A 24,835-nucleotide genomic window follows, 5' to 3' on the forward strand; every position below is an offset into this window, starting at 1 on the left:
ACGTGCTGCTGTGTTCGTCATAATGATTCTGCTTAGCTGAGTCATTTTCATTTTTGATTTCAAATGGATAGTCTATCTGGCCTGAAGTTCAGGCCGCAAGGCGCTTACTCTGTGCCCCGCTTTATGTTTCGCCCAGAAGAAATGTCTGAAAAATTGTTCTTTCCATGCACATTTCATCATGGCGCTGAAGACTTCTTGGTACGGCGCGTCGGCAATGCCTGCGCCGGATTGTCCGGCCACGGATGTTTCGGATAGCGCCCTTTCATTTCTTTCTGCACTTCGCGATAAGAACCCTGCCAGAATGCCGCCAGATCGGCGGTGATCTGCAACGGCCTCTGTGCCGGTGACAGCAGTTCCAGCACCACAGCAACACGCCCTTCCGCCAGTTGCGGGCTACGCTGCTCGCCGAACATCTCCTGCATTCTCACCGAGAGCGCCGGTGGCTGGTCTGCATGATAACGGATTGGCAGACGACTGCCAGTCGGCACGGTGTAATGAGTCGGCAACGCGCTGTCCAGACGCTGACGCTGTTGCCAGTCAAGCAGCCTTAGCAAGGCATCATGTAAATCAACCTGCTGCAACGATTTCAGCGAACGTACACCCTGTAAAGAAGGCTGTAACCAGCGTTCCAGACCGTCGAGCAAAGCCTGATCGTCAACCGAAGGCCAGTCGGCTTCCGGCAACCATTTTGCGGCGCAAAGAAGCCGCACGCGCAATTGCTCCGCGGCGACCGGCCAGTTCAGCGCCTGCAAACCCTGCGTGCGGATCCAGTCGATCAGCGCCTGTTGCAGCTCTCCGTCGTCCGGCTTTGCCAGCGGATTGGCTTTCAGCACCAGACGCCCGATCTGCCAGCGGCGCCAGGCGCGCAGCGTGCCTTTTTCTTCATCCCATTCTACCGCCGTCTGTTCTTTGACGACATCCGGCAGGCGCGACGGAAGTTGCGAAATATCCAGCGTGATCGCCAGCAAAATACGGGCATCCGGGCTGTTGTTGCCCTGTAATAACTGCGGCGCGACCAGCCACGGTGCGCGGGTTAATCCGTCATCCTGCGGCAAGGACGCCCCCAGTCCGTTCGCCAGCAGATAACGGCCATCTTCGCCGCGACGCTGGGCAATACGATCGCTGAACGCCCGCGCCAGTAACCACGGCGCGAGCGAAGCATCAGGCTCACCGCTTTTCGCGCCGGTACGCTGCGCCAGTTGTTTTGCCCGCCGCTGCCAGTTTCCCTGCGGACGGCTGAACCAGTAATCCATATCCGGTAATCCGCCGCGTGGCGGTTCTTCAAGCATTGCCGCCAGCAGCGCCGACGTTGCCAGCGCATCGGGACTTTGTGCTGTGGCAGAAATCAGCATCGCCGCCAGCCGCGGCTCACAGCCAAGCCGGGCCATGCGTTGTCCGGCAGTGGTGAGTTTGCCCTGCGCATCGGTTGCGCCAAGCTGCTGTAAAAGATTTTTTGCGGCAGACAGCGAAGCGGGGGGCGGCATATCCAGCCACTGAAGTTGCGCCGGATCCTGACAGCCCCACTGCAACAACTCGAGCCAGAAACTGCTCAGGTCACTTTGCAGAATTTCGGCTTCCGCCTGAGCACTGGCGCGTTCCGCCTGCTCTTTGCTGAAAAGATGCCAGCACAAGCCCGGCTCCAGACGACCTGCACGGCCCGCACGTTGGGTCATCGACGCCTGGCTGATACGTTGTGTTACCAGCCGCGTCAGGCCGCTGCGCGGGTCAAACTGCGCGCTGCGCTCCAGACCACTGTCGACCACCAGACGGATACCTTCGATGGTCAGACTGGTTTCAGCAATATTCGTCGCCAGCACCACTTTGCGGCGTCCGGCCGGTGAGGGCTGAATGGCTTTTTGCTGTTGTTCCAGCGACAGCGCACCGTACAACGGGCAGAGATCGACGTCGTCCGTCAGTCTGCCGGTCAGCAAATTCTGTACACGGGTGATTTCCGCCACACCGGGTAAAAACAGCAGCATCGAGCCGTGATTTTCACTCATCAGACGGCTGACTACCCGCGCCACGCCTTCATCCAGCCGTTCGTGTGTCGCGAGAGAAAGATACTGCCTGTCGACCGGAAAACTGCGGCCTGCGGATTCAATCACTGGCGCATCCGGCAGTAAAGAAGACAGGCGCAGGTTGTCGAGCGTGGCCGACATAATCAGAATTTTTAAATCATCGCGCAGCGCATTCTGCACATCGAGCAACAATGCCAGCGCCAGATCGGCCTGCAAACTGCGCTCATGGAATTCATCGAGGATCACCATCGACACGCCGGTCAGTTCGGGATCAGCCTGTACCATGCGGGTCAGAATGCCTTCGGTCACCACTTCAAGACGGGTCGCCGCGCTGGTTTTGCTTTCTGCACGCATGCGATACCCCACTGTCTGCCCCGGCGTTTCATTCAGTTGCTGCGCCAGACGGAAAGCGACATTTTTCGCCGCCAGACGGCGCGGCTCAAGCAGCAGGATCTTACCCGACAGGTTGGCCTGTTTCAGCAACTGCAACGGCAGCCAGGTGGATTTACCGGCACCGGTTGGCGCAAGCAACAGCACCTGCTGAGCCTGTTGCAGTGCAGCTAAAAGCGGTTCGAGTACGGCGCTGACCGGCAAAGAAGACAATGAATGCTCCATGAGAGTTAACTTTAAACGGCGGGCATTGTAGCATTTAGCCCCACATCCGGCATGTTGCCGTGATTTGTCTTCACAGGAATCTCTATGTCTGCCGAACGCCGCCTGTTTTTCGCCTTATCGCTGCCCGCAAAAATGCAAAAGCAGGTGATTAAGTGGCGCGCGGACCACTTCCCGGCGGACACTGGCCGCCCCGTCACAGCCGCTAATCTGCATATTACGCTGGCGTTTCTCGGTGAAGTCAGCGCCCTCAAAGAGGCCGCGCTGACCCGCGTCGCCGGGCGCATTCAGGGACAGAAATTCAGCGTAGTACTGGATGATATTGGCCACTGGCCGGGCTCCGGCGTGGTATGGATTGGCACAAAACGCGCGCCCAATGCCTTGTTGCAACTGGCGTCCGTATTGCGATCTCACGCTGCGCGCAACGGTTGTCATCAGAGTACACTGCCGTTTCATCCGCATGTGTCGCTGTACCGCAATGCGACCCGTCCGGTCGCGGTTCCTCCGGCCACACCTGGCTGGCAACTGGACGCCACAGAATTCAGTTTGTACGAATCCCTGTTTGAGCGGGGGCGCACCCGTTATCACTGCCTGCAAACCTGGCCGCTGGGCGATACGCAGGCAACCTGATCTCTTTTAGCCCTCTTTTTAACAAGAACATTTCACACGGAAACTTTCATGCACTTCGAGCCTGCGCTTCAATCGGCTACGCTGATCAAACGTTACAAACGGTTTCTCGCTGACGTGATTACGCCGGACGGCACGGAACTGACCTTGCACTGCGCCAACACCGGCGCGATGACCGGTTGCGCGACTCCCGGCGACACCGTCTGGTATTCCACCTCGGACAATCTCAAACGTAAATATCCACACAGCTGGGAACTGACCGAAACCCAACAAAAACACTGGATTTGCGTCAATACGCTGCGGGCCAATCAACTGGTCCGTGAGGCAATCAATGAACAGCAAATACCGGAATTATCCGGTTACAGTAAATTAACAACAGAAGTAAAATACGGCGCCGAAAACAGCCGTATAGACTTGATGTTACAGGCAGAAAATCAACCGGACTGCTATATTGAAGTGAAATCTGTCACGTTGCTGCAGGAGGGGTTGGGATTCTTCCCCGACGCAGTCACACTGCGCGGTCAGAAGCATTTACGCGAGTTACAGTCGATGGCAGAGCAGGGGCAGCGGGCGGTACTTTTCTTCGCTGTTTTACATTCAGGTATTGAAAGCGTATCCGCTGCACACCATATTGATCCGCGTTATACCGATTTACTGAAGTATGTCCAAAACAAGGGTGTCGAAGTGATGTGCTACAGTGCTGAACTTTCTGCTGAGGGTATGCGCCTCACAAAAAGGTTACCGCTGCTGGCAATATCAGCCAGTGAACATAAAGAGTTCGGATAACCCTGTAATAACCTGTCGGCGGCATAAAAAACAGGTCGCGAATACGCTTTTCCTCACAGGCTTGTCAAGCACCTGCGATGAATAATTGCCAACCTCGTTGCCTTCTGTTATTTATAGCGGCCTGATTTTTTCCCCCGTTGGGGATCGAAATGTTCGAAGCCTGTACGTTGCGGCTATGCCGGAACGGGAAAAGTGGATGAACATAGTGCGTGTTATGTAGGAGAAGCATCATGCAAGAAGGCCAAACCCGTAAGACGTCGTCCTTGAGCATTCTCGCTATCGCTGGGGTGCAGCCGTATCAAGAGAAGCCGGGCGAAGAGTATATGAACGACGCTCAGCTGGCTCACTTCAAAAAGATTCTTGAAGCATGGCGCAATCAGCTCAGGGATGAAGTCGATCGTACCGTTTCACACATGCAGGATGAAGCCGCAAACTTCCCTGATCCGGTAGACCGTGCCGCTCAGGAAGAAGAATTCAGCCTCGAACTGCGTAACCGTGACCGTGAACGTAAGCTGATCAAAAAGATTGAAAAAACACTGAAAAAAGTGGAAGACGAGGATTTCGGCTATTGCGATTCCTGTGGTGTTGAGATTGGCATCCGCCGTCTTGAAGCCCGTCCTACCGCTGATTTGTGTATCGACTGTAAGACTCTGGCAGAAATCCGCGAAAAGCAGATGGCTGGCTAAGTCCCCGGGTTCCACGCGGTGCGTCATGCACCGCGTTCCCTTTTAACGCTGTCCCCATTCGTATGCCGCAAGAACAACACTACACAGGCCGTTTCGCCCCCTCACCTTCCGGTGACCTTCATTTTGGTTCCCTGATCGCCGCTCTCGGCAGTTATCTGCACGCCCGCTCACAAAATGGCATCTGGTTAGTGCGCATTGACGATATCGATCCGCCGCGTGAAATCCCCGGTTCTGCTGACCGTATCCTGAGAACGCTGGAGCGTTACGGGCTGGAATGGGATGGCGATGTACTCTGGCAGTCAAAACGTCACGGCGCTTACCGCGACGTGCTGGACTGGCTGTATCAGCAGCAAAAAAGTTATTACTGCACCTGTACCCGCCAGCGTATTGCGCAAATCGGTGGCACCTATGACGGCCACTGCCGCAGCCTGCAACTCAGCCCGGAAAATGCGGCCATACGTCTGCATCAGACGTTGCCGGTGTACGGTTTTGACGATGATTTTCAGGGGCATTTACAGGCCAGTCCTAAACTGGCCGAAGAAGATTTTATTATCCGTCGCCGCGACGGGCTGTTTGCCTATAATCTGGCAGTAGTGATCGATGACCATTTTCAGGGCGTGAATCACATTGTGCGCGGCGCGGATCTGATTGAACCGACCGTGCGCCAGATTTCGCTGTACCGGCATCTGGGTTATCCGCAGCCGGGATATCTGCATTTGCCACTGGCGGTGAATGAAGAAGGCAACAAGCTTTCCAAGCAGAATCACGCGCCGGCACTGCCCGCAGGCGATCCGCGACCGGTTATCATTAAGGCGCTGAAATTTTTAGGGCAAACGTTGCCGGAAAACTGGCAGGATTACACTTTGCCTTTATTATTACGCTGGGCGACAACGCACTGGACACCATCAGCGATACCGCGTCAGAGCGCTAATGCATAGCAGATGTGACTTCGGCATTCTCAAAGCGCCTGTCGTGAGCTATGATTAGCCGCTGTTTTTGCGTCACGTCAATTTTTTCAGTCACTATCGAGGTGTACCATTTTTACCCGAGTAGCCAATTTTTGCCGTAAGGTGCTAGTTCGTGAAGATAAAGTCGTTCGTGAAGAAAAGGCTGTTCATGACGAAGCCGCGCTTCATGGAGAACCTAATCGCGAGGAGAATTCCCGTCGTGATCCGTCTCCTGTGGCCGAAGGCAATGTGAAGGCAAACAATCCTGAACGTCGTGAAAATCGCGGCCGTCGGGAAGACAACGCGAACAGAGGCGAACGCCGCAATAACAACAGCCGCCGCTCTTCTTCATCTTATCCGCCGCGTGGTGAACGCAGCGATAACCGTGGTGATCGTAATAACGAGCCGCGCGCCGACCGCAACATACAGCGCGCTCCGCGCCCTTCTGTCGAACATGTACAGAAACCGCGCCCCTCATTCGATTACGCCGGTGAAACCCGTGCGATGACCATTATTCCCCGCGATGAGCACAATATTTCTCGTCGTGATATCAGCGAAAACGCCCTGAAAGTCTTGTACCGCCTGAACAAGTCTGGCTTTGAAGCCTTCCTGGTCGGCGGCGGTGTGCGTGATTTGCTGCTGGATAAAAAACCCAAAGATTTCGACATCACCACCAACGCAACGCCGGATCAGGTACGCAAACTGTTCCGTAACTGCCGCCTGGTTGGTCGTCGTTTTCGTCTGGCTCACGTGATGTTTGGGCCGGAAATCATCGAAGTGGCGACGTTCCGCGGTCACCATGAACAGCACGAAGAAACCGAAGATAAAAACGTATCCCAGCAGGCTGTGAACGGCATGCTGCTGCGCGACAACATTTTCGGCACCATTGAAGACGACGCCCAGCGCCGTGACTTCACCATTAACAGCCTGTATTACGGCGTCGCGGACTTCACCGTACGTGATTACACCGGTGGTCTGCGCGACCTGGAAAACGGCATCATCCGTCTGATCGGTGATCCTGAAACCCGTTATCGTGAAGATCCGGTGCGTATGCTGCGCGCAGTTCGTTTCGCAGCCAAACTGGACATGAAAATCAGCCCGGAAACGGCCGAACCGATCCCACGTCTGGCAACGCTGTTACAGGAAATCCCGCCAGCGCGTCTGTTCGAAGAATCCCTGAAGCTGTTGCAGGCCGGTTACGGTTACGAGACGTATAAAAAGCTTTGTGAATACCAGCTGTTCCAGCCGTTGTTCCCGCTGATTGCCCGCCAGTTTACTGAGCAAGGCGACAGCCCGATGGAACACATTCTGATTCAGGTGCTGAAAAATACCGACCACCGTCTGCATAACGATCAGCGCGTCAATCCGGCGTTCCTGTTCGCCGCTATGCTGTGGTATCCGGTGATCGAGCATGCACAGAAGCTGGCGCAGGAAGGCGGTCTGACCTATTACGACGCCTTCGCGCTGGCAATGAACGATGTGCTCGACGAGCAATGCCGTACGCTGGCCATTCCAAAACGTATTACCACGCTGGTACGTGATATCTGGGCGCTGCAACTGCGCCTGTCACGTCGTCAGGGCAAACGTGCGCACAAGCTGATGGAGCATCCTAAGTTCCGCGCGGCGTATGATTTACTGGTACTGCGCGCTGAAGTCGAACAGCACCGCGAATTGCAGAGTCTGGCGCAGTGGTGGGGCGAGTTCCAGGAAGCGACACCGGCATCGCAGAAAAGCATGCTCGGTACGTTGGGTGACGACGCTGTACCTGCACGCCGTGCACGTACCCGCCGTCCGCGTAAACGGGCGCCGCGCAAGGATGGCGGTCAATGATCCGCGTTTACCTGGCTCTGGGCAGTAATCTTGCCCGTCCGCTTGACCAGGTAAACTGTGCGCTGGAGGCGCTGGCACATTTGCCGCGCACCCGCTTTGTGGCCGCATCCCCGTTTTACCGCAGTAAACCGCTGGGGCCACAGGATCAACCTGATTATCTGAATGCTGTGGTGGCGCTCGATACGCTGCTGCCGCCGGAAGAGTTGCTCGATTGCACACAAGGGATCGAGCAAAATCAGGGACGCGTTCGCAAAGCCGAACGCTGGGGGCCGCGGACGTTAGATCTTGATATGCTGATTTATGGCGATCAGGTGATCAACACCGAGCGTTTAACGGTGCCGCATTACGACATGAAAAACCGCGAATTCATGCTGTATCCGCTGGCCGATCTGGCACCAGAACTGGTGTTCCCTGACGGCGAAACCTTGCAAACTCTGCTCGCCCGCGTGCCGCTTAACGGTCTGACCCAATGGTAAGTCGCTCAGCGACTTACCCGCACTTCCAGCCCACCTTCTGCTCTATTTTGATAAACCACGTTCAGATGATGTAACTGCGCGATCCTTTGTACGATCGAAATCCCCAATCCGCTGCCCGTTTGTTCCTGTCCCGGTGGCCGGTAAAAACGCTCACCGAGCCTTGCCAGATGTTCATTGCTGATGCCCGGCCCCTGATCTTCAACCGTCATTCCCCACGGTTTCAGTCGCACCGTCACGCAGGTTCCGGCTGGCGAATAACGGATCGCGTTATCCAGCAGATTGCGCACCATCAGCGAAAGCAGCAGCGACTGACCACGCATTTCAGGCGGAACGCCCTGCTGTTCAAAACGTAATTCGATACCTTTGCCGTGCGCGCGGTAATCCTGTTCCGCCAGACTTTGAGCGACCAGCGAAGGCCAGTCGATACATTCCAGCTCTTCAGGCGTGGAAAAACTTTCCAGCCGAGAAAGTGTCAGCAGTTGATCCACCAGCCGCGTAGCGCGATCAATACTGATCGTCAGATTTTCCAGCGCATGGTCGCGCATTTCAGCGTCATCGCCGGAAAGCTGTACGACTTCGGTTTGCACACGTAAAGCCGCCAGCGGACTGCGCAGCTCGTGAGCGGCATCAGACGTAAACCGCCGTTCACGCACCAGCATCTCACTCGTACGGTCAAACAGAGAATTGAGCGCATTTGCCAGCGGCAACACCTCGCCGGGTAACTGATGAGTCTCGATGGGCGCGGCATCTTCCGGCGAGCGCTGACGCAAGCCTTCCGCCACGCGGCGCAGCGGCCGCAGTTCAAGCGTCACCATCACAATCAGCGCCAGTAACAAAATGGGCAACGAAGCCAGCCACGGCGTCAGCTGGCCACTCACCAGGCTCCAGGCCATATCATTGCGGTAATCCTGTTCCTGCCCGACCGCGACGCGATATTGTCCGTCCGGCGAAGTCAGCCAGACCATACGCCAGACATCGCTGTCCCCTCTCAGCTCGACATCGTTAAACCCCTGCGTGTCACCGTCAAAACGGATGCGTTTGCCGTTCTCGCCATCATTGAGCAGCATCTGCCCGTGACGATTGAAGATGGCAAACGTCAGCGCGTCGTCATCGGTATGGCCGCGTGAGCCCTTGCGGACCAATTTTTTAGTGTCCGGCAGCTCAGTGTCTTTTTGCAGATTGAGCCGGTCGCCTAAGCCGGTGGCAGCCAGACGTTTGGCGAACAGCATCTGCTGGGTATCGAAAACTTCGTTGATATGTTTGCGGGTCTGATGCCACGCCACACCGCTGGCAATCAGCCAGGTCAGCAGCGCCAGCAGGGAAAAAAGCAGGATAAGGCGCAGGCGCAGACTCAGATTGTTCAGCTTTTGCAGTTTCTTCAGCCGCCTCACGCTTCCCCTCCTTCACCCGGTTTTATCTCATCCCCGAGCGTGTACCCCACGCCATGCACGGTGCGAATAAAGCCTTTGCCAAGTTTGCTGCGCAGATGGTGAATATGGACTTCCACCGCGTTACTGCTGACCTCGTCTTCCCAGCTGTAGAGCTTTTCCTGAATAAGCGTACGCGCCAGCACACGACCTTTGTTGCGAAGAAATAACTCCAGCACAGTCACTTCACGCGGGGTCAGCGTCACGGCTTCTCCGTTGAGCGTCACACTGCGGGCTGCGGGATCAAATTCCACTGCGCCATGGGTTACCTTCGGCGTTATCACGCCGTGGCGACGGCGGATCAGCGCCTGCAACCGTGCTGCGACTTCCACCAGCGCGAATGGCTTACACAGATAATCATCGGCACCGGCCTGCAACCCGCCGACGCGCTGCTCCAGCGCATCGCGCGCGGTGAGGATAAGCACTGGCGTATCCCGGCCAGCCTTTCGCCATTCACGCAAAAGCTGCATACCATCCATACCCGGCAGGCTTAAATCGAGGATCACGGCATCGTACGGCGCACTGTCAAGCGCGGCCTTGCCGGTCAGCCCGTCGGTAAACCAGTCGAGCGTAAAACCCAGTTTCGCCAGCCCGGCTTTGATGCCGTCGCCAATCATCTTGTCGTCTTCAATCAATAGAATTCGCATGGTTCCCTCCGTTTTTGCCATTATAGCCGAGGCTTCTTAATCACTTCTTAAGACACAGATCATCCTGCCCGTTATCAAACAAGCTGTCTGACTTTCGGCTCATACAGTAGAATACTGGCATCGTATTCATCCGATGAATTATTCAAAGGAACGTGTTCATGAAACCAACCACGCTGAGCCAGCTTCGCCAATGGAAGCAGGAAAAACATAAATTTGCGACCATTACCGCGTATGACGCCAGTTTTGCGCAGCTGTTTGCGGAACAAGGGATCAGCGTCATGCTGATTGGCGATTCTCTGGGCATGGTCGTTCAGGGTCAGGATTCCACCCTGCCAGTGACGGTAGAAGAAATTGCTTACCATACGCGTTGTGTGCGTCGCGGCGCACCTCACGCGTTATTGCTCGCTGACCTGCCGTTCATGAGTTACGCCACGCCGGAGCAGGCGTTTGAAAGCGCCGCCGTGCTGATGCGCGCGGGCGGCAATATGGTCAAACTCGAAGGCGGAAGCTGGCTGTGTGATACGGTCAGAATGCTGACCGAACGCGCAGTGCCGGTGTGTGGCCATCTGGGGCTGACGCCACAGTCGGTGAATATTTTCGGCGGCTACAAAGTTCAGGGTCGCGATGAAGTCGCCGCCAATCAGCTGATCAAAGATGCGATGATGCTCGAAGAAGCGGGTGCGCAACTGCTGGTGCTGGAATGTGTGCCGGTCGATCTGGCACGCCGCGTCACCGAAGAACTCAGTATTCCGGTTATCGGCATCGGCGCAGGCAATGTGACCGACGGCCAGATTCTGGTGATGCACGACGCATTCGGCATTACCGGCGGCCATACGCCAAAATTCGCCAAAGACTTCCTCAGCGAAGCAGGCGATATTCGTGGCGCGGTGCGTTTGTATGTTGATCAGGTCGCGCAAGGCGTGTATCCGGGTGAAGAACATTCCTTTAAATAATCGGGAGAAGGCTGGTGTTGATAATTGACAGCGTGGCGCTGCTGCGTCGCGAAATCCGGGATTTTCGTAAGAATAACAAACGTATCGCGCTGGTGCCGACCATGGGCAATCTGCACGAAGGCCATATGACGCTGGTGGAAGAAGCCAAAGCCCGCGGCGATGTGGTCGTGGTGAGTATTTTCGTCAACCCGATGCAGTTCGAGCGCCCGGATGACCTCGAGCGTTATCCGCGCACCTTGCAGGAAGACTGCGAGAAGCTGAACAAACGCGGCGTGGATCTGGTATTTGCACCGTCACCGGCAGAAGTCTATCCGAAAGGTCTGGCAACCCAAACACAGGTTGATGTGCCGGTGATTTCCACCATTCTGGAAGGCGCGAGCCGCCCGGGGCATTTCCGTGGCGTCTCCACCATCGTCAGCAAACTGTTCAATCTGGTGCAGCCGCAGGTGGCCTGTTTCGGGCAAAAAGACTTCCAGCAACTGGCGCTGCTGCGCACCATGGTGGAAGACATGGGCTACGATATTGAGATAGTGGGCGTGCCAATTGTGCGCGCTAAAGACGGTCTGGCACTGAGTTCACGCAACGGCTATCTGACTGCCGAGGAACGTAAACTCGCACCCCAGCTTAACAAAATCATGAATGCGCTGGCTGAACGGCTGAGCCAGGGCGAGCGCCATGTCGATGAAATGTTGCAGGAAACCGCGCAGCAACTTCGCGAAGCGGGTTTCACGCCGGACGAACTGTTTATCCGTGATGCGAAAACCTTGCAGGAGTTGTCCGTCGACAGCACATCTGCGGTGATCCTGATGGCGGCCTGGCTGGGTAAAGCCAGACTGATTGATAATCAGGAGGTTGATCTGACGCAGTAGACAGCGCAGGTCAAATCGGCAACTATGTTGGCCGCCGGAAAACATCAGTATTTGGCTATGTCAGCCCGGCGGGTTCCCAGACTATTTACGCACGAAGGGTCACACGCAATGGTACGTACAATGCTGCAAGGCAAACTGCACCGGGTTCACGTAACTCAGGCAGATTTGCATTACGAAGGCTCCTGCGCCATCGATCAGGACTTTCTCGATGCCTCAGGCATTCTGGAATACGAAGCAATTGATATTTATAACGTTGATAACGGTCAGCGTTTCTCGACATACGCCATCGCGGCAGAACGCGGTTCGCGTATTATTTCAGTCAACGGCGCGGCAGCGCGTTGTGCCTGTGTCGGCGATCTGCTGATCATCTGTTCTTACGTGCAGATGTCAGATGAACAAGCCCGCCAGCACAAACCGAAAGTGGCCTATTTCGAAGGTGAAAACCAACTGAAACGCACCGCCAAAGCCGTGCCGGTTCAGGTGGCTTGATAAAACGCCTTCCCCTGCGAAGGGGAAGGATGGGAGGGGGTTTTAAATACAAAGCAATGAGTTAAAGCACACTTCGAATTTAGTTTTTGACCTTGATACCCCACCCCAGCCCTCCCCTTCGCAGGGGAGGGAGCACAAAAAAATCAACTTCTCAGACCACGCCCGCGCTCGATCAAGTACCACGCCAGCCAATAAAACACCGCGATAAATGCCACCAGCACGCTCATGGTAAACACCAGCGGCACGTCAGAAATCCCCAGGAAACCGTAACGGAAACCGCTGATCATGTAGACGATCGGGTTCAGCTTAGAGATCGCCTGCCAGATTGGCGGCAACAGGGAAAGCGAGTAAAACACGCCACCCAGATAGGTCAGCGGGGTCAGCACAAAGGTCGGGATCAGGCTGATGTCATCAAACGTTGTTGCAAACACGGCGTTCAGCAGACCGCCCAGAGAAAACAGGATCGCGGTCAGTAACAGTGTCAGCGCAATGATCCACCAGGAATGGATCACCAGCGGCACGAAGAACAACGAGATCGCCGTGACCAGGATCCCCACGCAGATCCCGCGCGCCACGCCGCCGCCGACATAACCGGCAATAACGACATGCGTCGGCACCGGAGCCACCAGCAGTTCTTCAATATTGCGCTGGAATTTGGCGCTGAAGAACGACGAGGCCACGTTGGCGTAGGAGTTAGTGATCACCGCCATCATGATAAGCCCCGGCACGATAAACTGCATGTAGGTGAAACCGTGCATGTTGCCAATCTGTGCGCCGATCAGATTACCAAAGATGATGAAATATAAGGTCATGGTGATGACCGGCGGAACCAGCGTTTGGATCCAGATGCGACCAAACCGGTTGATCTCTTTCAGCCAGATACTTTTGAGTGCCACCCAATACAATTGCGACATTATTTCTTTTCCTCGCTGCCGTTCACCAGCGTGACAAACAGCTCTTCCAGACGGTTCGCCTTGTTACGCATACTCAATACCTGCACGCCCTGCTTGCTCAGCTGGCTGAACAGGGAATTCAGTCCCTGCTCGCGCATGACTTCCACTTCCAGCGTTGACGTATCCGTCAGCTTACTGCGATAACCTTCCAGCACCGGCAGCGGGCTTTTCGCCCCTAAATCCAGAATGAAAGTTTCAGATTTCAGCTTCGAGAGCAGTTCCTTCATGCTGGTGTTTTCCACCAACTGACCGCCCTGAATAATACCGATGTTACGGCACAGCATTTCCGCTTCTTCCAGATAGTGCGTGGTCAGAATGATGGTCGTGCCCTGTGCGTTCAGCTCTTTCAGGAAACCCCACATTGAGCGACGTAATTCGATATCCACACCCGCCGTTGGCTCATCGAGGATCAGCAATTTTGGCTCGTGCATCAGCGCACGGGCGATCATCAGACGACGCTTCATCCCGCCGGACAGCATGCGCGAACGCTCGTTGCGTTTGCCCCAGAGATCCAACTGCGTCAGATATTTTTCAGCACGTTGCAATGCCAGCGGACGTGGCACGCCGTAATAACCGGCCTGATTAACCACCACCTGCATGACGGTTTCAAACGGGTTGAAGTTAAATTCCTGCGGCACCAGCCCGAGCTGACGTTTAGCGTTGACGATATCTTTATCGATGTCATAGCCAAACACCTGCACTTTGCCGGCGGTTTTGTTGACCAGTGAACTGATGATGCCAATGGTGGTGGATTTACCCGCACCATTTGGCCCAAGCAGGGCATAAAAATCGCCAGCTTCGACGCGCAGATCGATTCCACGCAAAGCCTGTACACCACCGGCGTAAGTTTTGGTTAACTTTTCCAGTTCCAATGCATAATTCATAAAGGGAGCGTACCTTCTTGTGAAAACCCTGTTGTAAGAATGAGTAAACGGAGATGCCGAATCAGTTTGAAAAGTCGGGGCATTGCCCTATATTACTCCATCGCAGTCAGCTCGTAACACAGGCTATTAACATCAATGAATGACATAGAAAGACTCATCAGCAATAACGCAGCCTGGTCCAAAACCATGATTGATGAAGATCCTGGTTTCTTTGAGCGGCTTTCCCAATCTCAAAAACCCCGCTTTCTGTGGATTGGCTGTTCTGACAGCCGTGTTCCCGCCGAGCGCCTGACAGGGCTTGAGCCAGGCGAACTGTTCGTTCACCGTAACGTTGCCAACCTGGTCATCCACACCGACCTTAACTGCCTGTCCGTTGTGCAATATGCTATCGACGTGCTGGAAGTCGAACACGTGATTATCTGCGGTCACTACGGCTGTGGCGGTGTGCAGTCGGCGGTTGAAAACCCTGAACTGGGTTTGATTAATAACTGGTTGTTGCATATCCGGGACATCTGGTACAAACACAGTTCCCTGCTGGGCGAACTGTCGCCAGAGAAGCGCCTCGATAAGTTATGTGAACTGAACGTGGTTGAGCAAGTTTACAACCTCGGCCACTCCACCGTGATGCAATCGGCCTGGAAACGCGGCCAGAAAGTCACGCTGCACGGCTGGGTTTACGGCATTCTGGACGGACGTCTGCGCAACCTAGAAGTTGACGCCACCAGCCGCGAAACACTGGAACAGCGCTACCGTCAGGGCGTCTCCGCCTTGCTGAACGGCGACCCGCAATAACAAGCCGCCCTACTCTACAGAAATTCAAAAAACAAAAGGCACAAAAATGTGCCTTTTTTAGTGCCTTTTTATTACTCAGCGCCGTTCAACAGTATCTGAACCTGTCAGTCTGATGTTCTCAATTGTCGACGGAGATATAAGCACGCACCAGAATAGCGCATCGTTGCTTCTGCCCCTGATCCGGAGGTTTTGACCGCAAAAAGCGTCTCCGGCGCGCCCCGGCGTTCTGTCAATAACTGCGGGTTGACTAAAAGCTCAATCACGGAGAATCGACGCCTGTCGGGGTTCAACACAGGGAGAGGAGATTAGTATCACTTGTATCTGTCCAGAAAATCTAATCATAAACAAAGCCCTGAGTAAGTATTACGAAACAAAAATGAGTTTAAATGACACCGGATGCCAGACAAGCGAGCAAATAACGTGTAAATAAGAACAATGTCTTGTTCTCTCAGCGCATGGATAGTCAGAAACATTAGCGTATGAGCTTTTTACAATTCCTGGCCTGTTCTTTTCGCTACCCCTGCCGATTTTTATTTCAGCCGCATTAAGAAGTAGTCAGCAAGGTATTCAATAAAAATTCACATGGCAAGCTTACTAGGAAACGTCTTAGCCATAATTTATATTACAAAACCTATCCCCTGTTCAGATAAGGGTTGTATATAGAAATTCAAAATAAGAACAATCTTGGTAAAAGAAGTCATTACTAAAAACTAACAGAACCACCACATATTCCCTTACGGTTTGCAAGAAAAATCCCCTTGCTAATTTCAAAAGAAATTATGTAAAGTACACTCGAGATAAAGAGTACTAATTAAGATAATAAAATCAAATAAATAACATTTAGCAAAAATTCATACACAGCAAAAGTCAGTCCGAGAGGTTTACGTGAAAAGTAATCATGTTGATGAGCATGCTACATGCGGATTCTGTGATAGTAAATTAAAGGAAAACAGCACCCTATGTCCTTATTGTGGTGCTGAAATCATCATGGCCTATATTGACAGACCTACGAGGAAGTTAATTTTATATTTGCGGATCATCTTGATTTTTATTTCAGCTCTTTTAATCCTGTTACTCTACCAAAACTATAACTTTGTTAATCTATCTGTCATTTTAGCGATACCTTTATTCTTACTTGCCTGGGTTATGCCATGGTTATTTTTCAGAATAAAAAACAGGGATAACTATATTTGGAGGAAAAAGAACCCGCTGATTTAGTGTAAAATATTTTTTGTTATATAAGGCACTGAGGTTATAGCACTATGATTTAGTTACCTCCTCTGTCTACCCTCTTACTTTATTCACCCAAGCAACATTTTGCAGACACAGAGGTCGCTTTGAGCCTGGAATCGTAACGACGGTAAATGAGGAGGTTACTTGAAGTTATTTTCCTGGGAAAACCACTGTATTCCAACCCCGGCTTTATGGAGGAGAACGGCATGCAGTACCCGCAAGGATTTTTTATTAATGACATTTTCACAGCAAATCATGAAAAATAATTCTCCTGCAGTCAGGTTCGATTTTCCTGCATAGAAATAAGTACCGTTAAGTTCCTCAACTGTATCTAGTTTTTATCTTTTCATCCCTGATTATTTTCATTAACTTATTTACTCCATTAACTGACATGCGTTATATGAAACTATAATAATCCATGTAAATATTAAAAATAACCTATACCTAAAAAGCATAATTTTCAATTTTAATTTTACCGGGCATACAACAGATAAGTTGAATAGATTATTTATTATTTGAAATGAATATAAAAAAACGGCCTCCAAATCTGAAGGCCGTTTTTAATTAACTGCTGTGCGGGGCGCAGCCGAACTTTACTCGTCCAGCATCACAACCTTACCAACATACGGCAGATGGCGATAACGCTGGGCGTAGTCGATGCCGTAGCCGACAACGAATTCGTCGGGGATCGGGAAACCGACGTATTCGACTTTTACGTCCACTTCGCGGCGCTCGGGTTTATCCAGCAGGGTACAAATGGCCAGAGATTTCGGGCCACGCAGTTGCAGGATTTCACGCACTTTGCTCAGCGTATTGCCGGAGTCGATAATGTCTTCGACGATCAACACATCTTTACCGCGAATGTCTTCGTCGAGATCTTTGAGAATCTTAACGTCGCGGGTGGTAGACATGCCGTTGCCATAACTGGAGGCAGTCATGAAATCCACTTCGTGCGGCACGTCCACGGCGCGACACAGGTCAGCCATAAACATGAAAGAACCGCGCAGCAATCCAACCAGCACCATTTCGCTGCCGCTGTCGCGGTAGTGTTCGGTGATTTCACGGCCCAACTCGGCAATTCGGGTTTTGACTTCCTCTTCGGAAATCATGACGTCAACACGATGTTTCATATAAAAACTAACCACCTGATTTAAGAATACTTATCGCTGTTTTTCAGAAAAACAGCGACCATATAGTGGAAAGGATTATATCAAAGAACCCGCCGATGAGTAACGCTGGTGTCAGCTTCCTGTGTAACCGGGTCAGCTAAACTTAATCATTAGATACCGCGATATTTTTTATCCCAAAAGCACCATTTTTCAGATACATAACCAGTGCATTCCGCCATTGAGCAGGCATCTGGGCACCCGTAGGGGAAAAGGCAGAGGTTTTAAAGGCCGTTGCCCGAGAAAAACTATGGTTAACAAGAAAACCAGGCTTATCGCCATTTAAAGAGGTCGACGTTGTTTTCATCTGAGCAAAATTGTTATTGATTTTAATGAGAACAAAACCTAATGAACTTTCTTTAGAAAAACCTGATTCCAAAGCAACCGCCATATGATGTGTCATTCCTGCGGGCCTGCTCTTTAAAAAATCAGGCATGCTTGAGCGCCCCCATTTTTCTCCCGCTGCCCCGGAAGCATAACGGTTCATTCCTTGCTGAGACTGGTTCGTAAGTGTTTGCTCATTTAGATGTCCCATTGAACGATCGAAAACATTCACCGGAACGAGTGAAATCATTTTTTTGCACGTATCAAGTACCCCGATAAACCATTGGCCTGGGCTGGCTGATTTCCAGTCAATCAAACTCCTGTCGATATAACCCAGACACGAGGTACTACAGGAAAAATACTGCGGATTAATTGTTTGCATGTGTTTATCTGGTCTGAAAAATACGGTTAATGATGTCGACAGCATATGTCACCGTTTCCCGGACGCTGCGGAAATTATCATCCGGCCGCGTCCGTAACTGGCGGGTTTCTTCAATTTCCAGCGTTTTACATGCGTAATTCAGTAATGCGTCACTCATCGTCTTCCCCGACCAGAATAATGCGGATCCCCAATTTTTCGATGGCATCGCGGTATTGGCTGCTAAGCCCGCTGTCGGTGATCAGCGTATCGACCTTGCCTAAGTGGCACACCACATTCGGGCTTTTGCGGCCAAATTTTGACGAATCCACCAGCAGGAAAATACGCTCAGCCGCTTTACACATCGCCTGACTGACGCCGTGAACTTCGTTGAATGTGGTAACACCGCCGTCGAGATCGACGCCATCTGCGCCGATAAACAGTTTGTCGAAATTGAATTTATCAAACGCGCTTTCGGCCAGACTGCCGTGGAAGGAGGAGGATTTTTTGCGATAGGTGCCGCCCGGCATCAGGATGGTCTGGTCATTATCCAGTTCCACCAGCGCATTGACGATATGCAGGCTGTTGGTCATGACGGTGATGTTATTAAACTGACTGAGGAAAGGCACCATCTGCATCACGGTGCTGCCCGCATCAAAAATCAGCGAGTCGCCGTCCTGAATTTCCTGAATAGCTGCGCGGGCAATGCGCAATTTTTTTCCGGTATTAATGTGGGTTTTACGGTCGATAGGCTGGTCGCCTTCTTCACGGCTGAGCACCACACCGCCGTAAGTGCGGATTACTGCACCCTCTTCTTCCAGCAGGGTGAGATCTTTGCGGATAGTGGTGCCGGTTGTGGCGAAATGCGCGGCGAGATCGTCCACCGCCGTCTTTCCAAATTGCTGTAAATGCTCCAGTATCGCCGCCTGCCGTTGCTTAGGTTTCATCACGATTTTCGCTCAAATTTTAAGATAAATTCACAGCCATAATTCTTTTTGAAAGATAATAGCTTTTAAAGTGAAAATATCATGATTTCGGTTCAATCGCTAATGATAGTGCAGTTTGAATATTCGGATCTTTCGGGAAGATCACACCTGTCATCAATTGTTCCCGGCTCATGCCATTAAGCGACGTTACCGGCCGGGGGCGGGCGAAAATCGTCAGGCCGCGCAGTAAAAAGCCGTCACAGACTTTTTCCTGTTTATCGAAAGCCAGCGCCAGTACCACTCTCGGTTTGAAACGTCCGCCGGAACGCCCGACGCCCACATTTCCCTGTAAACACAATCTGTCGAATGCCCGGTTAAAGCGCTGTAACTGCCACCAGCCGAGCGCGATTTGTGCCACCCAGGCCAGCACCGCACAGAATATTAATGCCGCAGTCGGGGTCATTATTTTCTCCTTAACATGATGTTGTTAATAACATGATGTTGTTAATGACAGAGTAATCCGCCCCTGCATAACAGAGGCGGAACACATCAGAACATCACCTGACCGCCGGTGATATTGATCGACTGACCAGTACAATACGAGGCTTTATCGCTGGCATAAAACAGCAGCATATCCAGCACATCCTGATAGTCGCATCCGCGTTTCAGCGGCACTTTATCGATGTAATACTGCTCGACTTCATCGGCCTGAATGCCCAGTTTTTTGGCGTATTGCGGTAATAATGACTGGAACATCGGCGATTTGAGTAAATTGCCCAGCATCAGCGAATGCACGGTAATACCGTACTCTGCCAGATCCAGCGCCAGAGACTGTGTCAGCCCCACGCCGCCGAATTTGGCCGCGCTGTAACCGGCATTATGTTTGCTGCCCACTTTGCCGGATTTGGAGTTGATCTGAATAATGCGTCCCGGAATACGGTCGCGGATCATCAGGCGCGAAAACTCACGGGCGCAAAGGAAATATCCCACCAGATTGACCTGCAACGAGAGATCAAAGTCGTTGAGGGCAAAATCCGTGATTGGCGATGCCTTCGCCATCCCTGCGCTGTATACCAGTAAACTGACCCTGCCGAACGTCTGATCCACCGCTTTCGCCAGTTGTTCTACGCTGGCTTCATTGGTGGCATCGACTGCAAATCCGAACGCCCTTTCCTCGCCAAACTGCCGGTTAATCTGCTCTGCCACCGATGCGGCATTCTTCTCATTCAAATCCGCCACCGCCACGCGATAGCCGGATTCAGCCAGCCCCTGACAGAGAAATGCGCCCAGCGTCTGCCCCCCGCCGATCACGACTGCAACCTGTTCCATAACTGACTCCTGACTCTGATAGTTAATCGATAAATTTCAATACGCTGCCCAGCGGAATATCGTCGGGCGTGGTGCCTTTTACATGTACGCTGCCGGGAAACTCAGCCTCGGCACTGCCGTCAAAACGCAGGGTGATATGCCCCAGCTCGCGCAGATTTTGCATCGCCACCTCTCCCACGGCGGTCACCGGATAACGCACATCAGCCAGTTCCATATACGCGCCACGATGCAATTCCCCTTCCATTTTCCCGGGCTGGTGAATGAAGCAATAATCCTGAATATCCGCTGGCGCCCCTTCACGGAAGGTGATCAGCATCTGGTCGGTTAAGGCTTCACGGGCGAAATCGCCGATTTGCGTAATAGTGGTTTGATAAATGGTTTGCACAGTGACTCCTTACTGGTAAATGAAAGCGGAAGCGGCCCAGGCGATAAGTACCGTCGGTGCGCCGGTCAGAAAACGGCTGACCAGCACCGAAGGCACGCCGACGCGCACGGTGTCCTGTTTGGCTTCGGCGAGCGAAAGTCCGACAGGAATGAAATCGCACGCCGCCTGAGCGTTGATGGCGAAAAGTGCAGGCAGCGCCAGATGTGGCGGGATATTGCCCAGCCCGATCTGCACCCCCACCAGCACGCCGATAACCTGCGCGATCACCGCGCCCGGGCCGAGGAAAGGAGAAAGCAACGGGAAGGAACAGATCAGCGCCAGCATCACCAACCCGACCGGGCTTTTCGCCAGCGGCGTCAGCCCGTGCGCCACCAGATCACCCAGCCCGGAGGCCATAATGATGCCGATCAGCGCCGCCACGAACGCCATAAATGGCAGGATGGTTTTGAGCACGGTGTCGATGGTGTCGCGCCCGGCCTGGAATAAAACGGCTACGCCGGAGCCCATCCCCATCCCGACTTTCGCCAGCAGGCCGTCGCTTTGTTCGGTAATTTTTTTAGTGGTGTCGTAGTCGCGTCCTGCCGCAGCCGGTGCGGGTTTAGCCGCTGCGCTTACCGGCTCAGCCGCCTCTGCGCTTTCCAGCACGATGTCATGCTCACGGACACCGGAAACATAAATGTCTTCGGTAATAAATTGTGCCAGCGGGCCGGATTTACCGGTCGAATGGATATTAACCGTCGGGATGCGTCGCTTTGGGTAGATGCCGCAGCGCAGCGTGCCGCCACAGTCGATTACCGCCACACCGATTTCCTCTGCCGGTGGCTCACCTTCTTTAAAACCGTCTACCGTTTCCCAGCCGGTCAGTTCTGCCAGCTTGTCGACAATCGCCGGGCGCGTGCCCGCCGTGATATACATCACTTTTTTGCCGGGTACCGCCTCAATCAGCAACGGACCACCCCAGCCACCTTCACCCCGGTTAATGCGAATCGTAACGCTCATTTTCTGCTCCGCTTTTTAGAATTTGACCTGATTAGAATTGAACCTGATTACAACTGAACCTCACGATCAAGCTGAATGCCCATCTTGCGTTCAAAGATGCGGGTGGTGAGATCCGTTACCCAGCCGCGGAAGAAGTTAGTCACCATACCGACCAGGAAATAACTGACGGCCAGCGGCCCGAGCGGTAATCCCAGCGTGGTCAGTCCGCTGGCAACGCCGAGATACACAAACAGTTCGCCGGGGTTAATATGCGGGAAGAGTCCGTTCATGGAATGGCAGCTGTAGGAGCCTGCGGCGTAATAGCTGGGTTTGTAGATTTCAGGCATAAAACGCCCGAGGCTGAGGGTCATCGGATTGCAGAAAACAAAGGTGCCAATCACCGGTAACAGCAGATAACGTGAAACCGGATTTCCGGCACAACGCTGCGCCAGACGTTCGATCCGCCGCTGTCCGACAAACACGATCAGCGCGTTCATGACGACCAGCAAACTAATTAAGAGAGGCAGAATGCCGGTGACCATGCCGACAAACACCTCTCCCCCTTTTTGAAACAGGCCGATAAACCACTCGGCACCGTGCGTTATTACATCGATCATCATCTTCTCCTGTAGGGATACGTGGGTTTAAGCTTTCATGTTTTGTTACTCCACGCTGAAAATATAATCATATTGAATTTATATTAATTATATATTGATCACATTTTGAAAGTTTAATCTTTCAAATTGAAAGATAGATATTCGAAGGAGTAGCACAGGCAAAGAAAGAAACGGGAGGGAAAGGAAAGACGCGGGCCGGAGGATCGCCCCCGGCCGCTGATTTTTAAGAAATTACAGAAAGGAAAGCAGTAAACCGGATCACGCGGATACCGTAAAGCCGAGCATCATGCCGGTGTCTTCGTGTTCCAGCAGATGACAGTGCGCCATGTAAGCATGTTGTTTATCCGCCAGATGATTAAAGCACACCAGCACTTCGCTGCGGGCGCCTTCAACGCGCACGATGTCCTTCCAGCCCTGACGATGGGGCGCGACCGGCTGACCGTTTTCAGAAAGAATACGGAACTGTGTGCCGTGGATATGGAAAGGATGCAGCATCATGTCGCCTTCGCCCGAAAGGGTCCATTTCTCATACTGGCCTTGTTTCACATCGAAAGCGGGCAGGTTCATGTCGTAGGCTTTGCCGTTAATTTTGTTGCCCTGCATGAAATCATAACCACCGGACGATTGACTCATGTCCATTCCTGCCATACCGCCATGACCGTCGTGACCGGAACCGGACATACCCGGCATTGCGGCCATCCCGCCCCCGCCGTGATCCATGCTCATGCCGGCCATCGCCTTGTGGCCATAACGTTTCATCAGCGCCGCCATACCCTGCTGATCAAGCTGCGGATCCATCATCAGTTGCAGCCAACGGGTCGGCAGATTATCCACTGACACCAGCGCCGGAAGCGGCACCAGCGTGTCCGGCAATGAACTGCCGCTTTGGGTCAGCGTCGGCTGAATGCGTAACACCGGCAACGGTTTGTCGAACGGTGCCAGCGTCATGCCCATTTGCTTCACCGGCAGCGTGACCAGATCAAAAGCTTTGCCGTCGCTGCAATCAATCAGCACTTCAAAACGCTCGCCCATCAGCAGCGGCAAATCGCTGACTTTCACCGGCTCAGGCAGGAAACCGCCGTCACTGGCGATGACATACATCGGCCGCTGATCGCTGGTGGCGATGTGCAGCGAACGTGCATTACAGCCATTGAGTAAACGAAAACGTACCCAGCCACGGGAAATTCCGTGCTGCGGATACACCGCGCCGTTGGTCAGCATGTGTTGCCCGAACCAGCCGACGGCGGCGGTCATGACGTCCATCTGATAATCGATTTTACCGGCGTCGTTCAGGCGCTTATCCTGCAAAATGACCGGAATATCATCCACGCCCCAGCGTTTTGGGATCTGCAACAGATCACTGCTTTCATCTTCGATCAGCACCAGCCCGGCGAGCCCCATCGCCACCTGATAACCGCTGGTCTGATGCGGATGCGGGTGGAACCAGCAGGTCGATGCGGGTTGATCAAGTTGCAAACTGACTTTGCGATTCTGGCCGGGTTCGATTAATCCCTGCGGCCCGCCATCCACGTCACCGGGAATTTCCAGCCCGTGCCAGTGAACGGTGCTGGCCACATCCAGCCGGTTATTGATGGTGACGCTGACCGGTTTCCCACGACGGATACGCAACGCGGGGCCGAGAAGATTACCGTTTACGCCCCAGGTTTCAGTGTTCACGCCGGGCAGAAACTGGCTCTGCCCGCGCTGTAATGTGAGCGTAATGGCGCTGCGGATATCCGGTTCGAGCAATGCCGGGATGGGCAATGCCGGGCGGTCAGCGGCGAGCGCAAAGCGGCTCCAGCCGGGCAGCATACTGGCGGCGCCCATCAGGGTCGTCCACTTCACGAAATCGCGTCGGTTCATTTTTCGGTCCTTTTGAAGGGTGATAACCAGACAGATGGCGCAGGCGTGCCATAATAGTACGACAGCCTATTCCTTCCCCTAAGGGGAAGGTCAAGCGGTTCAGCGGTAAAAGAAATTTGGTGCCGCTCAGTGCAAATATGGTAACGTCCTTTTAACTGCCTGTGAGCCAAGTCCTTCTGACTTTCAATCTACAAGAACAAGAACACACCCATGAAAAAAACAACACTGTGTTTGTTATTACTGTCGCTGCTCGGTTTCTCCTCCGCCAGTCAGGCGCTGAGTGAATCAGAAGCGGAAGATCTGGCGGATCTGACGGCAGTCTTCGTTTATCTGAAAAATAACTGCGGTTACGAACAACTGCCGAACACCCAAATCAAACGGGCTATCGTGTTTTTCGCCCAGCAAAACCGCTGGGACCTGAGCAATTACAACAGCTTTAACATGCAGTCGATGGGCGAAGAAAGCTACCGTGATCTGAGTGGGATCGCCGTGCCTAAACCGACAAAATGTAAGTCTCTGGCCCGCGACTCGCTGAGTTTACTGGCCTACACCAACTGAATCCTGTCAGCCGCTTTTCAGCCGTGAGCTCCGTCATTCTGATGCCGGAGCCTGTTTTCTTTCCCCCTGTCCCCCGATTTTTCGCACCACGCCTGCCTCGTC

Annotated in this window: 26 protein-coding genes and 1 pseudogene; 11 read left to right on the forward strand and 16 right to left on the reverse strand. The window is 53.1% G+C overall.

Annotation, left to right across the window (positions count from 1 at the left end):
* Positions 1 to 176: 176 nt before the first annotated feature.
* A complete protein-coding gene (gene hrpB, locus HGO41_RS10685) occupies positions 177 to 2,621 on the reverse strand; it encodes an ATP-dependent helicase HrpB (protein WP_250981032.1) in 2,445 nt (814 codons plus the stop codon).
* Positions 2,622 to 2,717: 96 nt separating this feature from the next.
* Here hrpB and thpR point away from each other — a divergent pair, with 96 nt between their 5' ends.
* From thpR to folK, 6 genes are all read left to right on the forward strand, one after another.
* A complete protein-coding gene (gene thpR / locus HGO41_RS10690) occupies positions 2,718 to 3,260 on the forward strand; it encodes an RNA 2',3'-cyclic phosphodiesterase (protein ID WP_112150941.1) in 543 nt (180 codons plus the stop codon).
* Between the two features lie 48 nt (positions 3,261 to 3,308).
* Positions 3,309 to 4,043, forward strand: coding sequence for a DNA/RNA nuclease SfsA (sfsA, locus tag HGO41_RS10695; RefSeq protein WP_013576942.1), 735 nt, complete (start codon positions 3,309 to 3,311; stop codon positions 4,041 to 4,043).
* A 230-nt stretch (positions 4,044 to 4,273) separates the two neighbouring features.
* Positions 4,274 to 4,729: an RNA polymerase-binding protein DksA gene (gene dksA / locus HGO41_RS10700; RefSeq protein ID WP_013576943.1), complete on the forward strand. Its 456-nt coding sequence runs from the start codon at positions 4,274 to 4,276 to the stop codon at positions 4,727 to 4,729.
* A gap of 62 nt (positions 4,730 to 4,791) precedes the next feature.
* Entirely contained in the window at positions 4,792 to 5,667 is an 876-nt protein-coding gene (gene gluQRS, locus HGO41_RS10705) for a tRNA glutamyl-Q(34) synthetase GluQRS (RefSeq protein WP_013576944.1), read from the forward strand.
* 513 nt (positions 5,668 to 6,180) lie between these two features.
* The gene (gene pcnB / locus HGO41_RS10710) at positions 6,181 to 7,506 is read left to right on the forward strand and encodes a polynucleotide adenylyltransferase PcnB (protein WP_037033568.1); all 1,326 of its coding nucleotides are present in this window, start codon (positions 6,181 to 6,183) and stop codon (positions 7,504 to 7,506) included.
* The gene (folK, locus tag HGO41_RS10715; protein WP_037033383.1) at positions 7,503 to 7,982 is read left to right on the forward strand and encodes a 2-amino-4-hydroxy-6-hydroxymethyldihydropteridine diphosphokinase; all 480 of its coding nucleotides are present in this window, start codon (positions 7,503 to 7,505) and stop codon (positions 7,980 to 7,982) included. Before pcnB ends, folK begins: the two co-directional genes overlap by 4 nt.
* A gap of 5 nt (positions 7,983 to 7,987) precedes the next feature.
* On the opposite strand, the gene qseC is transcribed toward folK, so the two are convergent.
* Both qseC and qseB read right to left on the reverse strand, forming a co-directional pair.
* A complete protein-coding gene (gene qseC / locus HGO41_RS10720) occupies positions 7,988 to 9,346 on the reverse strand; it encodes a quorum sensing histidine kinase QseC (protein WP_250981033.1) in 1,359 nt (452 codons plus the stop codon).
* A 23-nt stretch (positions 9,347 to 9,369) separates the two neighbouring features.
* Positions 9,370 to 10,056, reverse strand: a complete 687-nt coding sequence (qseB, locus tag HGO41_RS10725; protein WP_013576948.1) for a quorum sensing response regulator transcription factor QseB — start codon at positions 10,054 to 10,056, stop codon at positions 9,370 to 9,372.
* 158 nt (positions 10,057 to 10,214) lie between these two features.
* Between qseB and panB the strand changes: the two genes are divergently transcribed.
* The 3 genes from panB to panD all read left to right on the forward strand — a co-directional run bounded on the left by panB (position 10,215) and on the right by panD (position 12,367).
* The gene (panB, locus tag HGO41_RS10730) at positions 10,215 to 11,009 is read left to right on the forward strand and encodes a 3-methyl-2-oxobutanoate hydroxymethyltransferase (protein WP_013576949.1); all 795 of its coding nucleotides are present in this window, start codon (positions 10,215 to 10,217) and stop codon (positions 11,007 to 11,009) included.
* Between the two features lie 14 nt (positions 11,010 to 11,023).
* Positions 11,024 to 11,878 carry a pantoate--beta-alanine ligase gene (gene panC, locus HGO41_RS10735; protein ID WP_112150944.1) on the forward strand — a complete coding sequence of 285 codons (855 nt, stop codon included), beginning with the start codon at positions 11,024 to 11,026 and terminating at the stop codon, positions 11,876 to 11,878.
* A 108-nt stretch (positions 11,879 to 11,986) separates the two neighbouring features.
* Positions 11,987 to 12,367, forward strand: coding sequence for an aspartate 1-decarboxylase (gene panD, locus HGO41_RS10740; RefSeq protein WP_013576951.1), 381 nt, complete (start codon positions 11,987 to 11,989; stop codon positions 12,365 to 12,367).
* Between the two features lie 143 nt (positions 12,368 to 12,510).
* Here panD and HGO41_RS10745 read toward each other — a convergent pair whose 3' ends face one another.
* Both HGO41_RS10745 and HGO41_RS10750 read right to left on the reverse strand, forming a co-directional pair.
* Positions 12,511 to 13,281, reverse strand: a complete 771-nt coding sequence (locus HGO41_RS10745) for an ABC transporter permease (protein ID WP_013576952.1) — start codon at positions 13,279 to 13,281, stop codon at positions 12,511 to 12,513.
* Complete coding sequence (locus tag HGO41_RS10750) at positions 13,281 to 14,204, reverse strand: ABC transporter ATP-binding protein (protein ID WP_013576953.1); 924 nt, start codon at positions 14,202 to 14,204, stop codon at positions 13,281 to 13,283. Before HGO41_RS10750 ends, HGO41_RS10745 begins: the two co-directional genes overlap by 1 nt.
* Before the next feature lie 135 nt (positions 14,205 to 14,339).
* Between HGO41_RS10750 and can the strand changes: the two genes are divergently transcribed.
* Positions 14,340 to 14,996, forward strand: a complete 657-nt coding sequence (gene can / locus HGO41_RS10755) for a carbonate dehydratase (protein WP_013576954.1) — start codon at positions 14,340 to 14,342, stop codon at positions 14,994 to 14,996.
* Between the two features lie 1,451 nt (positions 14,997 to 16,447).
* Here can and HGO41_RS25835 read toward each other — a convergent pair.
* From HGO41_RS25835 to cueO, 11 genes and pseudogenes are all read right to left on the reverse strand, one after another.
* Positions 16,448 to 16,564: pseudogene (locus HGO41_RS25835) on the reverse strand (STM2901 family protein); the annotation flags it as partial.
* A 258-nt stretch (positions 16,565 to 16,822) separates the two neighbouring features.
* Positions 16,823 to 17,359 (reverse strand): hypoxanthine phosphoribosyltransferase, encoded by a 537-nt coding sequence (hpt, locus tag HGO41_RS10760; protein ID WP_013576959.1) that lies wholly within the window; start codon positions 17,357 to 17,359, stop codon positions 16,823 to 16,825.
* Positions 17,360 to 17,501: 142 nt separating this feature from the next.
* The gene (locus HGO41_RS10765) at positions 17,502 to 18,101 is read right to left on the reverse strand and encodes a hypothetical protein (protein ID WP_112197887.1); all 600 of its coding nucleotides are present in this window, start codon (positions 18,099 to 18,101) and stop codon (positions 17,502 to 17,504) included.
* 4 nt (positions 18,102 to 18,105) lie between these two features.
* Entirely contained in the window at positions 18,106 to 18,258 is a 153-nt protein-coding gene (locus HGO41_RS10770) for a hypothetical protein (RefSeq protein ID WP_250981022.1), read from the reverse strand.
* Positions 18,251 to 19,024 (reverse strand): glucitol operon DNA-binding transcriptional repressor SrlR, encoded by a 774-nt coding sequence (gene srlR, locus HGO41_RS10775; RefSeq protein ID WP_013576960.1) that lies wholly within the window; start codon positions 19,022 to 19,024, stop codon positions 18,251 to 18,253. Before srlR ends, HGO41_RS10770 begins: the two co-directional genes overlap by 8 nt.
* 79 nt (positions 19,025 to 19,103) lie before the next feature.
* Positions 19,104 to 19,466 (reverse strand): transcriptional regulator GutM, encoded by a 363-nt coding sequence (gene gutM / locus HGO41_RS10780; protein ID WP_013576961.1) that lies wholly within the window; start codon positions 19,464 to 19,466, stop codon positions 19,104 to 19,106.
* 86 nt (positions 19,467 to 19,552) lie between these two features.
* The gene (gene srlD, locus HGO41_RS10785) at positions 19,553 to 20,332 is read right to left on the reverse strand and encodes a sorbitol-6-phosphate dehydrogenase (RefSeq protein WP_013576962.1); all 780 of its coding nucleotides are present in this window, start codon (positions 20,330 to 20,332) and stop codon (positions 19,553 to 19,555) included.
* 22 nt (positions 20,333 to 20,354) lie between these two features.
* The gene (gene srlB / locus HGO41_RS10790; protein ID WP_013576963.1) at positions 20,355 to 20,717 is read right to left on the reverse strand and encodes a PTS glucitol/sorbitol transporter subunit IIA; all 363 of its coding nucleotides are present in this window, start codon (positions 20,715 to 20,717) and stop codon (positions 20,355 to 20,357) included.
* Positions 20,718 to 20,726: 9 nt separating this feature from the next.
* A complete protein-coding gene (srlE, locus tag HGO41_RS10795; RefSeq protein WP_013576964.1) occupies positions 20,727 to 21,716 on the reverse strand; it encodes a PTS glucitol/sorbitol transporter subunit IIB in 990 nt (329 codons plus the stop codon).
* A 47-nt stretch (positions 21,717 to 21,763) separates the two neighbouring features.
* Complete coding sequence (gene srlA / locus HGO41_RS10800) at positions 21,764 to 22,312, reverse strand: PTS glucitol/sorbitol transporter subunit IIC (RefSeq protein WP_013576965.1); 549 nt, start codon at positions 22,310 to 22,312, stop codon at positions 21,764 to 21,766.
* A gap of 258 nt (positions 22,313 to 22,570) precedes the next feature.
* Entirely contained in the window at positions 22,571 to 24,175 is a 1,605-nt protein-coding gene (gene cueO, locus HGO41_RS10805; protein ID WP_217244618.1) for a multicopper oxidase CueO, read from the reverse strand.
* Positions 24,176 to 24,385: 210 nt separating this feature from the next.
* Between cueO and HGO41_RS10810 the strand changes: the two genes are divergently transcribed.
* A complete protein-coding gene (locus HGO41_RS10810; RefSeq protein WP_013576967.1) occupies positions 24,386 to 24,733 on the forward strand; it encodes a YacC family pilotin-like protein in 348 nt (115 codons plus the stop codon).
* The last annotated feature ends 102 nt before the right edge of the window (positions 24,734 to 24,835 follow it).

Source organism: Rahnella sp. CG8, from assembly GCF_023701875.1.
GTDB lineage: Bacteria > Pseudomonadota > Gammaproteobacteria > Enterobacterales > Enterobacteriaceae > Rahnella > Rahnella aceris.